This is a genomic window from Mucilaginibacter sp. OAE612, from assembly GCF_041806395.1.
Classification (GTDB): Bacteria; Bacteroidota; Bacteroidia; order Sphingobacteriales; family Sphingobacteriaceae; genus Mucilaginibacter; species Mucilaginibacter rubeus.
Window position 1 is genome coordinate 2293993 of the sequence record NZ_JBGMUW010000001.1, and the last position, 12550, is coordinate 2306542.

Annotated in this window: 12 protein-coding genes and 1 pseudogene; 6 read left to right on the top strand and 7 right to left on the bottom strand. The window is 42.3% G+C overall.

Translation table 11 applies throughout. The features are described 5' to 3' along the window. The first annotated feature begins 152 nt into the window (after positions 1-152). Positions 153-668 (top strand): flavodoxin domain-containing protein, encoded by a 516-nt coding sequence (locus ABID99_RS09610; protein ID WP_373613559.1) that lies wholly within the window; start codon positions 153-155, stop codon positions 666-668. Then, entirely contained in the window at positions 658-912 is a 255-nt protein-coding gene (locus ABID99_RS09615) for a hypothetical protein (RefSeq protein ID WP_373613560.1), read from the top strand. The genes ABID99_RS09610 and ABID99_RS09615 overlap by 11 nt, the downstream gene beginning before the upstream one ends. Positions 913-922: 10 nt before the next feature. On the opposite strand, the gene ABID99_RS09620 is transcribed toward ABID99_RS09615, so the two are convergent. From ABID99_RS09620 to ABID99_RS09635, 4 genes are all read right to left on the bottom strand, one after another. Then, positions 923-1759, bottom strand: a complete 837-nt coding sequence (locus ABID99_RS09620; RefSeq protein ID WP_354483455.1) for a phytoene/squalene synthase family protein — start codon at positions 1757-1759, stop codon at positions 923-925. Between the two features lie 153 nt (positions 1760-1912). Next, positions 1913-2806, bottom strand: coding sequence for a MerR family transcriptional regulator (locus ABID99_RS09625; protein WP_373613561.1), 894 nt, complete (start codon positions 2804-2806; stop codon positions 1913-1915). A gap of 314 nt (positions 2807-3120) precedes the next feature. Next, positions 3121-5640, bottom strand: coding sequence for a cation-translocating P-type ATPase (locus ABID99_RS09630; protein ID WP_373613562.1), 2520 nt, complete (start codon positions 5638-5640; stop codon positions 3121-3123). A gap of 34 nt (positions 5641-5674) precedes the next feature. Next, positions 5675-6532 carry a universal stress protein gene (locus ABID99_RS09635; protein ID WP_373613563.1) on the bottom strand — a complete coding sequence of 286 codons (858 nt, stop codon included), beginning with the start codon at positions 6530-6532 and terminating at the stop codon, positions 5675-5677. Between the two features lie 126 nt (positions 6533-6658). Here ABID99_RS09635 and ABID99_RS09640 point away from each other — a divergent pair, with 126 nt between their 5' ends. Both ABID99_RS09640 and ABID99_RS09645 read left to right on the top strand, forming a co-directional pair. Next, positions 6659-7138: a hypothetical protein gene (locus tag ABID99_RS09640; RefSeq protein WP_373613564.1), complete on the top strand. Its 480-nt coding sequence runs from the start codon at positions 6659-6661 to the stop codon at positions 7136-7138. 234 nt (positions 7139-7372) lie between these two features. After that, on the top strand, positions 7373-8443 hold the full coding sequence (locus tag ABID99_RS09645) for an AI-2E family transporter (RefSeq protein ID WP_373613565.1): 1071 nt from the start codon (positions 7373-7375) through the stop codon (positions 8441-8443). 195 nt (positions 8444-8638) lie between these two features. Here the strand turns inward: ABID99_RS09645 and ABID99_RS09650 are convergent, their stop codons facing one another. Continuing rightward, entirely contained in the window at positions 8639-9481 is an 843-nt protein-coding gene (locus ABID99_RS09650; protein WP_373613566.1) for a universal stress protein, read from the bottom strand. 59 nt (positions 9482-9540) lie between these two features. Continuing rightward, positions 9541-10578, bottom strand: a complete 1038-nt coding sequence (locus tag ABID99_RS09655) for a zinc-dependent alcohol dehydrogenase family protein (RefSeq protein ID WP_373613567.1) — start codon at positions 10576-10578, stop codon at positions 9541-9543. Positions 10579-10898: 320 nt separating this feature from the next. On the opposite strand from ABID99_RS09655, the gene ABID99_RS09660 reads away from it, so the two are divergent. Both ABID99_RS09660 and ABID99_RS09665 read left to right on the top strand, forming a co-directional pair. Further along, positions 10899-11090: a hypothetical protein gene (locus ABID99_RS09660; protein ID WP_354483439.1), complete on the top strand. Its 192-nt coding sequence runs from the start codon at positions 10899-10901 to the stop codon at positions 11088-11090. Between the two features lie 6 nt (positions 11091-11096). Next, positions 11097-11786: pseudogene (locus ABID99_RS09665) on the top strand (VIT1/CCC1 transporter family protein). A 3-nt stretch (positions 11787-11789) separates the two neighbouring features. Here ABID99_RS09665 and ABID99_RS09670 read toward each other — a convergent pair. Then, the gene (locus ABID99_RS09670) at positions 11790-12452 is read right to left on the bottom strand and encodes a cytochrome b/b6 domain-containing protein (protein WP_373613568.1); all 663 of its coding nucleotides are present in this window, start codon (positions 12450-12452) and stop codon (positions 11790-11792) included. Positions 12453-12550 lie beyond the last annotated feature (98 nt).

The following is a 12550-nucleotide window of genomic DNA, read 5'->3' on the forward strand; positions in this document are numbered from 1 at the left end:
GTACTCATAAAAGCTTTATGTATCTCGTTTCGGGTTAAGAATCGACTGACGCTATTGTCGGCTTTGATATAATTGACGGTTCAGGGGTGACCATTGTCATTTTTGCATTAGCTCCGGTTCGGTAACTTGTATAACCAAATCAAATTACCGCTATGAACGGAATTATTATTTATCAGGGCAAATATGGTGCAACCAGCCAGTATGCGCATTGGCTTGGAGAAACATTGCAGATGCCGGTATCAAAAGTAGAGAATGTAACACCTGCAGTTTTAGCCCTTTATGATACCATTATTATAGGCAGCTCAGTTTATATCGGCCGGCTGGTACTACGCGATTGGTTAAAGGAAAATGACATCAGGCTAAAAGACAAAAAGCTTTTCATTTTTATTGTTTGCAGCTTCGCAGTTAATGACATGACGCAACAACTGGAGATAATAAAAAATAATCTTGGTGCCAAAATCAAAGATGTTGCCGAAATATTTTTCCTGCCCGGCAGGTGTGTCGTTTCCGGACTGTCGTGGAAAGACCGGCTTATGCTAAAATTGGGCGCCTGGATTGAAAAAGATCCTGAAAAGAAATCGGTGATGCGTAATGGGTTTGATCATCTTGAGCGGAGCAACCTCAAACTTCTCATCGAAAATATTCACCGTATGGCTGATGACTATTGATGGCGCGACAAGAAAGAAGCGTTATTATGATCAACTGGTGTTTAAAGCAAGAAGCGAAGAACTCGCGTTCATTCATTCGCATGAAGTTCGCCGTCATCTTTCCAATATCATGGGCATTATCGGACTAATAAAGGACGCTGATGACCGTCAAACGGAATTTGAGAGTTCGGTGAGTTATTTGATTGCTTCCGCAGACAATCTTGATAACGCTATAAGACATATTTCTGAAAAATTGGATATCTGAAAAACGGTTTTTAAAGGTAATTGAGTTGGTGTTTAAGCAACGTGTCGAATATCAATATAAGCTTGCTGCCATTAGAAATTCTGAATCTTTTCGAAAAAACCACGCAGGCGCTCGCAAGCTTAATCTTTTTAAACAACTCGCGATAATACTGGTAAGCCAGATAGACGCCCCGGCGGGAAGATTTTGGTAGCTTTCGGATGTCCTTCAACGCTTCATTGAAGTCTTGTTCAATTTCTTGTTCTATCTTCTTTTTATCTGTTTCGGAAAAATGCTTAAGGTCGATCCCCGGAAAGTAGCTTCTGTTGAGCTGAAGATAGTCCGCACCGATATCTCTCAGGAAATTAACCTTTTGAAAGGCCGCACCTAAGCGCATGGCTCCCGGCTTAAGAGCTTCGTAACGTGCCTTATTGCCGTTTGTGAACACATACAAGCACATCAGGCCAACCACCTCTGCAGATCCAAGGATATATTCTTCAAATTTTTGTTGGTCATAATGCTGATCGTCCAGGTCCATTTCCATACTATGCAGAAATTGGTTAATCAATTGGTGATCTATATGGTATTTATTGACTGTTTCCTGGAAAGCGTTAAGGATGGGATTCAGGCTGATACCCAGTTCTATCGCTTCAAAGCAATCCTTTCTAAATTTATTTAGTAATTCACGCTTGTCATAATTATGAAAGCTGTCTACGATTTCGTCAGTAAGCCTGACAAAGCCATAGATAGCATAAATTGGCTGATGCAATTCTTTATCAAGAAAATTGATGCCCAGAAAAAAGCTGGTACTGTACCTGCGCGTTGCCAGTTTACTGCATTCCGCAGAAAGGCGGTCAAATTTTTCTTTCATCGATTAGGTTTTTCAGAGAGTTTAATAATTGATGTATTGAAACATTACCGGAAACGCTGGCTGGCGGAACACCCGCAAAAAAGAGGTACGCCGCGGCGCTTAATCCCGCAATGTCAGTGCCTGGTATCGCGTACCTTTTTCGTTCCTTTTTGCTCATATAACCGGCGCGATTATTTGTTCAAAATCCGGAAGCGTTTCCAACCAATACACATTTTTCGGGAAGTGAACGCTATTTATGACTTGCTTGTTGCCAGATAAGTATATTTTAACAGATTTGAAAGTAGACGCGAGCTGGTCAATATATGCCTGTGCATTAGCAATTGGCCTTACACGCGTCATAAAAAAAAGAAGGTTGTGAGGTTGCGTACTTTCAAGCGCATGGTTTAAAGCCGACATGGGCACCTGCGGACCTAAATAAATCACCCGATGGCCGGCAGTCCGCAACATATAGCTTGCAAGGAGGAGGCCAATATCATGATCTTCGTCTTCCGGTAAAAATAGCAGCCATAACGGTTTGCTATTTTGCTGTTGCTCCATACAATCATTGATTGCAGAAAATAGCTTTTGCCTGATAATGGACGAAAGAAAATGCTCCTGTGATGGGCAAAGCGAATTGTTTAGCCACATTAAACCAGCACGTACTAACATGGGGTATATCACGAATTTATATGTCCCTAAAACTCCATTCTGCTCGAACGATTTGGTTATAAGCTCGTTTACTGCATACTCATGAAAAATTAATGCATTGCTGATGATCTGAGAAATGAAATACTCATGCTTATGCCGAGCGGGCCGGGTTTTATCTATTTCAGTCTGGAGTAGTTTGTTCATTTCCTCCCGGCTTAACGCGCAGGCTTTAGAAATTTTGTAGCCCGCGTGGTAAAGTCCGGCTATGTTCAATAATTTCTTTAGCTGGTCATCATTATAAAAGCGCGTATTTCCGGCTGTCCTTGAAGGCGTAAATGCTTGGTACCTCCTTTCCCAAATACGGATATTATGGGCGGAAACACCTGACAATTGCTCAAGATCAGAAATGGAATAATTCATTTTGTCTAAGTTTTACTAATTCAAATTTAGACAAAAAAATGAATTAACAAATGTTTCTTTATGAAGTATGCCAAATTCCTTAGGCGCAAGTATTACAGGGAATAGACAGGTTGTTAAGCAAGAAAAAACGGAGGGGGTGGCAAGCGGCACAATGAAACTGTAAATTCTCTGAGAAATATTTAACCCGATGCCACTATAACAGGTAAGATGAAAAAGAAGATCACGTCTTGATCAATTGATAAGGAGTGTCATCAGGTTTAATTCTCCATCTAAAGTGCCTGTTTCAAAATCTTAATGTACGATCAACGTATTTTCTATGACGAGGTTTTTACATTTGAGTCCTTACGTAACCATCCTTTATAAAGCTCGAACCAAATGACGGAGGTAAATCCTATAATTACACTGATCAACAGGTCACTCACATTTAGAGGGTTGAAACCAAAGAAAACTGCTAAAGGGCGGATGTATATCAGTGAAGATGATATAAAGATTGTGAGCCCGACAACCAGGAGCACAAGGTTATTTTTATATTTGATTGTGGTAAACAGCGAGTAGTAAAACGAGCGATTTACTAAGGTGAGCAAAACATTGGCCGATATCAGACTGGTAAATACCATGGTACGGGTTACTTGTTCATCTGCTGCTTTGCTTACGGCATATTGGTAGACCGTGAGTGTTCCGATTGTGATGGCTACCCCCTGTATTATGCTGGTCGCCAACTCTTTCCAATTAAAGAAAGTAGTGCTGAACGGACGTGGCTTTTGCAACATGGCGTTCTTTTCTATGGGCTCGTTTTCATAAATGATCGAACAAGTCGGCCCCATAATCAGTTCCAGGAAAATAATATGCACCGGTGAAAAAATATTCGGATAAATCCAGCCTAAAGCCAGTGGTATAAATACCGTTAATACGATAGGGATGTGAATGGAGATGATATACTGTATGGCTTTTTTTAGGTTGGTGTAGATACGCCGGCCCATGGCTACAGCATCAACCATTTTTGAAAGGTCATCCTCCAATAAAATTAATGAGGCAGCCTGCTTCGCTATCTCTGTTCCCTTTTTTCCCATCGCAATGCCTATATGCGCCGCTTTCAGCGCGGGGCCGTCGTTAACTCCGTCTCCGGTCATAGCTACTATCTCATTTTGGGCTTTTAAAGCATTGATGATCTTTAGCTTGGCATCCGGGAACATACGGGTAAAAATGTTGGCTTTCTTCACATTCTCCCTAAGTTCCTGTTCTGACAGTTGCATGAGCATGTCTCCGCTGATACATTGGTCTGCTCCACGGAAGTCAATTTGCTTCGCGATAGCACCGGTAGTTTCTGCATTATCGCCTGTGATGATTTTAACCTTGATACCAGCTTTGTAAAAGCCCTGTAGTACAGTAGCGATGTTTTTCTTTGGCGGATCATAAAACGCAACCAGCCCTTTGAATACAAAATGAAACTCCTGCTGTGCAGCAGGGAAATCACTTCCCACAAAATTTGCTTCTCCTACGGCCAATACCCGGTAACCTTCGATAGCCAAAGCAGCTATTGCAGCAGTCACATGTTCTTTCTGGGGTTGATTTAAGTTGCTGACGCCGATCAATGCTTCAGGCGCACCTTTGGCTGCGATAATGCGATTCCCTTTTTTATTTTCAAAAAGGTGGGTCATCATCGGCGGCTTGCCGCCCAGCGGATATTCGTGAACCATTTTATAATCCGGACGCTCATCTGCCAGATTTGTGTGGGTGTAGGCATTGTGCAGGGCAACTTCCATGGGATCAAAAGGGATCGGTTCGCTGGCCCACATGGCAAGCGCGATTAGCTCTATTGTTGCGTTGGATAATTGCTTTTCATTAAGATTATAAATGCAATCCTCATTCAGGACATACGCTTTCGCCAGGCTCATCTTATTCTCGGTTAGTGTGCCGGTTTTATCAGTGCATATAACCGATGCGCTGCCCAAAGTCTCCACCGTTTTCATTTGCTTAACAACGACACCAATTTTCATAAGCCGCCAGGCCCCAAGCGCCATAAAGGTGGTAAACGCAACGGGAATTTCTTCGGGCAGGATACTCATAGCCAGTGTAAGCGCCTTAAGGAGACTGTCTAAGATATTTGCCGAATGAAAATAGTTTATTCCCCACACCGTCAGAAACACAATAACCCCCACGATCACCATTTTCTTTACAAAATTGCTGATCTGTATTTCCAGGGGTGTTTTTTCTTCCGCTATAGATTCCAGGCTCCCGCCAATTTTACCTAATCGTGTTTGATTGCCTATTGCCGTTACGGTTGCAATGGCCAGTCCGCTTGCTACTGTTGTGCCACTGAAAATCAGATTGTCTGCAGAGGATTTGTCTTTAAAAACAGCCAGGGATTCGCCTGTGAGAATGCTTTCGTTGATTGAGAAATCATTGGAATGTTCAATAACACCATCAGCAGTAATAAAAGTGCCTTCCTCTACCATCAGGCTGTCGCCAATAACAAGTTCTTCTTTTTTTACCTCCAAAACTTCTCCCTGCCTGATCACTTTGCATTTAGGTTGCGAAAAATCCTTCAATTTTTCGAGCGCGTTCCGGCTTCTGGAGTCCTGATATAAAGATATGCCCGCCACGAGTACAATTGCTGAAGCTAAAAAAATACCGTCTCCGGCCTTTCCGCTAATAAAATAAATACATGAGGTAACCAACAATAAGATTACCATCGGTTCTTTTGTCAATCCTATCAACGCATTAACAAATCCGTTTTCTTTCTTAAACGAAAGGCTGTTCGCTCCGTATTTAGATCTCGCCGCAAGTACTTCCTGTTCGCTCAGGCCCTGTATATCGAAATTATTTATTGCCATTTATTTGATCAGCTAATAATTAGTCACGAGTCGATCAGACCATTTCAGCCGGAATGACCATCAGAGGTAAATGCTGGTTGTCTAAAGCGGCCACCGTTGTAGACTTGTCAAACAGCCCCGACAAAAAAGAGTTTTGATGATGAACAAGTGCCAGTATATCCGATCCGTTATCTTTGCATAACCTATTTAATCGTTTAATCACGTCTTTTCCCCTTATTTCCCGAAAGGTTGTATTATCCTGTTTGATTGCTTCGATATGGTTAAGTAAAGCCTTTTCTTTTACAGGATCGCCTTCCTCTTCTATGGCGGATACATGGACAATTTCCAGGTGAAAGCGTAACTGTTTTTGTAAGCCGGTTAGGTAATTGATTGCATTGATATCGGCCATATCGAAAGCCGTGGCTAACGTTACTTTTTTTAGCCGGGCTAAATCCGCTCTTGGCGGGATGATCAATACGGGGCATGACGAATGATCTATCACCTGCATCGTATCTCTGCCGAAGATCAAGTGGTCTAAAGAGCTGTCTGTACTACTGCCGATTACAACAAGGTCAACATTGTTCTCCTGAATAACCGCCGCTGTATTTCTGCCAAGTGAACCTTCACCAAATTGATAATCAATTTTAGGTTCAACGCCGTCTGTAGTTAGATCTGAAATAATATGCCTTAGTTGAATAGCCAATTGGCCCAGTCGTGCCGCGCTTTCATCTTTACGAAAAACGAATTCTTCTACCACCCAGGGGCCACCGGCATATGTAGGAAGTATAGGGTGGTCATAATAAGTATTGTAAAGCAGTATATCTGCATTTAAATTCCTCAGCGCTTTTGCGGCGGTTTTTGCGGCGTGGTTTGCATTTATCGAAAAGTCAGTGAGCATTAGAATCATCTTCATGGCGTAATTCTTTAGATTGTAAAGCTATCCGTTCATTACCCGACAATAAATGATTAAGATCATTTATTAGCTTGATTACTGCTATTTAAACAGTGCTATTAGTTGATCACCTTTGATAAAAAAGTCATGAACCAAACACACATCCACCTGCTGATCACCCACCTGCCTATCGTTGGTACGGCTTTGGGGGCATTTGTCCTGATCCATGGGATATGGAAAAGGAACAAAGGTACACTAATCGCTGCTTATAATGTTTTGATCGTTTCAGCAATTGGTGCCGGTATTGCTTATGCGACCGGCGAGGGTGCTGAAGAAACCATTGAACATTTAAAAGGGATATCTAAATATCTCATTGAAGATCATGAGGAGTCCGCCCTGGTATCTTTGATCGCTTTAATACTTACAGGTGGGGTTTCGCTGATCGGGCTTTTTGCAACATTAAAAAACACATCACAGGTTAGACGTATGGCGTTAATAGTGCTCGCCGTATCCTTGATAAGCTTTGGACTGATTGCAAGGACTGGCTATTTAGGCGGACAAATCAGGCATTCGGAAATCAGAACTGATACGATATCTCCATTAAAACAGAGAAATGATAATGATTGAATAGCATTATACTTGTTAACCTCACGCATAACGGAGTTATTATATAGTAAATGCCATTACCTTTTATAGGTTATCGGCGGCTCCCTTACTTTTGACATTATTATTGTCAGCTTAACCATCCTTGATTTGTTAGAGGAATCGCACGTACTTATTATTCCGAAATGGGAAACCAATATAAAAGGCTTATATTGGGTAATAAAAAAAGCGCGCTCCTAAAAGTGTAAAACTGCTCCCATGGTAAAAGAAATGCCGGTAACCGTGAAACGGGCCATAGAACTAATTGGCCTGTTTGTTTTAGGAACCATCATCATCGCTGGAAATACGATCATTATGCCTTTGTTGATGGCGTTCTTCTTCAGCCTGGTGCTTTTACCCGTCTTTCGTTTTTTCAGGAAGCTCAAAGTGCCGGAGGTTATTGCGGTTTTTTTGCCAATATTGTTATTAACGGTCATCGTGGCGCTGATCATCTGGCTGTTATCCAGTCAGATAGGTGCTTTGGTAGATGATTTTCCGCAGATTCAACGTACCGTGGCCAAACACCTGGATGACCTAAGTATCTGGATCAGCAAGTCATTTGGATATTCCCCGGCAGAGCAAGTGAAATTCATTAATGTGCAAAGCAAAAAGTTATTCAGTTCTTTAGGCGGAGTTTTAAGCGGCGCGGCTGGATCTTTGTCTGGCATGGTTATATTTATTGGATTATTGCCGATCTATATCTACCTGATCATTCTATACAGGAACCTTTTTTTGAAATTTCTGCTGATGTGGTTTAAAAAAGAGGATTATCTGAATGTGGAGGAAGCTGTAAGGCAAACTGAAAAAATGGTTAAAAGCTATCTTGTAGGGCTGCTGATACAGATTACCTATATCATTGTTCTTTTAGGTGGCATATTATGGTTTTTGGGCATTCAGAATGCACTGCTCATTGGTATTATCTTCGCTTTTCTGAACCTGATCCCGTACCTGGGCGCCCTGATCGGCAATATTCTGGGTGTGCTGTTAACGCTCGCTTCGTCAGATAGTGTTGCAGATGTGCTGATTGTATTGGGAGCGATTACAGTGGTACAGTTTCTGGATAACAATATTTTAATGCCGCGTATCGTAGGGTCGCAGGTGAAAATTAATCCGCTTGTTTCCATCGTTGGTATTATCATTGGCGGAAGCATGGCGGGGCTTTCGGGCATGTTCCTGGCGATGCCGGTGCTATCTATTTTAAAAATAGTGTTTGACCGTAGCGAAAATTATAAGCAATGGGGTGTGTTACTGGGCGATGAGCGGCCTGTAAAGAGCCAGATGCAGGTTTAACTCCTCCGGTTGTGTATTTTCTGGAAAGCTTTGCAGTCCTGAAAAACAACTAATGGCAACAGGCTGGCTGTTGTAGCGGTCAGCCACAACTTATAATAATACTAAGCGCAGGCGGGGTATAACAAAGACAATTAACGTTGGTCCACTACAGATAAAAATGACAATCCATATATCAAGGAGCGGACCTTGGCAAAATTATTTGCCATCCTTTTTTTTAAAGGTGAGTAAAGGTACCTTTCCATAAAAGGAATATTCTGTGGCATTAGAAGGGAAAAATAGCTTTTCGAGCATAGACCTGGACTGATGAGTGAATAAGACCAAAAGGGACGGTTTGCTGATCTTAACAGCGTGATCTATATCTTCCAGTAAATTATTGTTGACATCTCTTTGCAGGTTTAAAAGGCTAATTTTATAACTATTTTTTTTCTGTAAGGTGGCTTCAGCCAACTCTTTGTCAAAAGCAAATTCATTAGGATAGGCGATATGTACCATCTCTACACTGGCACCAATTGGCCTGGCAAAATCGACAACCTCTTTTAATTCGTTTTCATAATCGGTCATATCCGAAGCATACATGATGTGTTTCAATTCTTTTAAATGGTATGCGCTTGGTATGCATATAACAGGCACAGTCGAACAGCTGATCAATTTTGCGGTATGCGTGCCGAATATTTTTGCGATAGTGCCCGCTCCACGGGTACTGATGCAGATATAGGAACAACTGTTCCTGCTGGCATAATCTGTGATGCCATCAACTACATCGATATTGGATACCAAAACTAATTGGTAGTTAATTTCGCGTTCATCGATATCACGATAGATGCCTGCAATAAATGATGACAATTCTTCTGTCGTTTTTTTTCTGAATTCATTGGTATACGCCGCAAAAGCGTGGTCTGTCCATTTGAAGGGTTTTAAAAGATGGTATACATGAAGGATGGTTAATTCGGCCTTACGCTGGCTGGCCAGTTTAATCGCAAAACGGATGGCCGCTTTGGAATTAACGGATTGATCTGTTGTAACTAATATCTTTTCCATAATTATTCGAGGTTTAACGGTTGTGATGTTGTTTTATTCGGCACGTATATGCATGTTGTTTAAGAGCTTAAAATAACTTTCAGCGCTTTCGCTTCGGCTGCATTGCCAAATGTATCGTATGCTTCTGCCACCTGATCTAATCTGAAACGATGTGTGATTAGGTTGGCAGGCGCTATTTTCTTTGATTGTATCGTTTTTAACAACATTGGTGAAGTCACTGTGTCCACGAGCCTGGTCGTGATAGTAATGTTTTTCGACCACAGGTCTTCCAGGTGTAAACGGACGCTTTTTCCATGAACGCCAATGTTGGCGATACGGCCGCCGGGGGCGATAATCGCCTCACACAGCTCGAATGTCTCGGGAATGCCGACAGCTTCTATCGCCACATCAACGCCGGTTTGGTTGGTGAGTTTCATTACCGCTTCAATTGTATTTTCATTGCGGCTATTAATAATCTGTGTTGCACCGAATTTCCTGGCCACATTGAGCCGGTTATCATCCTGATCGATCATGATAATTTCCGCAGGTGTATAAAATTGTGCGGTAAGTAAAGTGGCAATCCCGATCGGGCCGGCACCTATTATGGCTATAGTATCTCCAGGTTGTACTTTGCCGTTTAATACGCCGCATTCAAAGCCCGTAGGCAGTATATCGCTTAACATCACCAATGCTTCTTCGTCAGAACCGCTGGGTACCAGAAAAAGGCTGTTGTCTGCATGGGGGATACGAACATATTCTGCCTGCGTGCCATCAATCAGGTGTCCTAATAACCAACCGCCATCTGTACAGTGAGAATACATACCCTTTTTACAGTAGGTACATTTACCGCAAGATGTGATACAGGATATAATCACGTGGTCACCCGGCTTAAAATTACTGACAGTGGTCCCCACTTCTTCGATCACGCCCACGCCTTCGTGCCCGATGATCCTGCCATCGGCAACTTCAGGAACATCTCCTTTCATAATGTGCAGATCTGTACCGCAAATCGTTGTTTTCAGGATTTTTACAATGGCATCGCTTGTTGACAGCAGTACCGGTTTGGGCTTTTCTTCCCAGGCTTTCTGACCTGGGCCGTGATAAACTAATGCTCTCATATTTTCTGCTTTAACCTACTTATGTTAAGCACAAAATTGCTGTTGTTTTATTTTTTTATGATGCTGGTCGTCAGGTAAATAAATGATATATATCACTATTTGAAAATGACAGGTAATTAAGCGGCCCTTATGTGTGGGCGGTTTACCTGGAATGGCATTGCATGAAGGCCTTGAGACATATCCGTAAAGGGCAAATCTTATTGAATGATGAGCGTCACCATTGTAGTTGATCTTTATCCTGGCCAGGCTTAGGGCGGCGGTATAACAATTAGAAGGGTACAAGGTACTTTGCACCTTATGGGCAACATGACCCAACCGCTGTGTATTATACCAGCGATTACGACCGGTCAACACTCCATAGTAGTTTTGTTGGTGCCAACATCAGGTTATCGCCGCCAACCGGCGTATTTGGATGGCAGCATTTCAATTCGCTGGAGATCAGGGCGGGACATTACATGCGCTCGACGGGTTTAAATTCAAATATTGTAACTTTAGCAATGAAGTTTAAATAAAGTCTTATGCATCGTGAACATCATGTAACAAGTTCAGAAACCATCAGGGATATCGTTATCGGCATGTCTGATGGTTTAACCGTGCCTTTTGCGCTTGCAGCAGGGCTAAGTGGAGCGGTAAGTTCGTAGACCCTGGTGGTTACTGCGGGTATCGCCGAAATAGTAGCCGGATCTATTGCCATGGGGCTGGGCGGATATCTTGCCGGTCGAACGGAAGTTGACCATTATCAATCTGAGTTGAAGCGGGAATATGATGAGGTTGAGCGTGTGCCTGAACAGGAGAAGGCAGAAGTAAAGAAGGTATTTGCAGATTTCGGACTTTCAAAGCATCTGCAGGACGAGATAGTGGATGAGCTGGCAAAAGACAAGAAACAATGGGTTGATTTTATGATGCGTTATGAACTGGGCCTGGAGGAACCTAATGCAAACCGCGCTACCCAAAGTGCTATTACTATTGGTATTTCCTATATCGTAGGTGGTATCATCCCGCTTTCACCCTATATTATTATTCATGAGGCGCAAGAGGCACTTTATTACTCATGCGGGGTAACAATAATTTGCTTGTTCATTTTTGGCTATTTCAAAAGCAAGATGACCGGCCAGCCTGCGTTAAGCGGCGCGTTAAAAGTAGTAATTATTGGAGCTCTTGCTGCAGGGGCCGCGTTTATTATGGCAAAGCTGATTACCGGAAAATGATATTTAGTTATTATTACCACCGTTTATCATGTCTGAGACAATGCCTTTGTCATCTTTCCGCTCAGCCAAAAATACGCCAGCTAAATGCACGAGTATAAACGCGATAATCAGATACATGCAAAATCCGTGAACTTCTTTAACACTATGCCTGATAGCCTTAAATGGCGCTAACAGATTTTCAAATGCCAGGAATAAACCCGTTACTGCCATTATAATAAGCAAGATATAGAATGCTGCATAAACGGCTTTCACGATGAGCTCATGTTTGGCAAGTTCACGCTCTTTTCTTGTGGAATGAAACTGACTATAGAGGTCCTTTATCCGGCGGATGAATTTTTGATCGGTTACTTGAAAAAGTTCAAGGATGAGCCTGAACAGCAATAGCCCCGCTAATACATAACCAAACCAGGTATGTATGCTCCAAACACTATCCCCCAGCGCTTGAGCAACGGAGCCCGATTGATCATCGGTTATGGTGGCGCCCTGGGTTTTCAGTTGCGTTTTAATTATGTTTGTTAAAGTTCTTCTGTCGGTAATAGTAGAATTGATCAAAACAGTAATTAATGAACCACTCATAACTATTGTGTTTGCCCAATGCCAAAAACGCAAGGGAGCTGAGTATATCCGGCGCGTGATGGGCCGACTATCAGGTTGGATTATTGCCATAGTTGTTTTAACCGGAATCGGGTTACTTGCGTCCTCATTTAAAATGTTTGTAAATTATCTGGTGATTTTGAAGTAAGTCTGTAGTGTTGGTAATACTT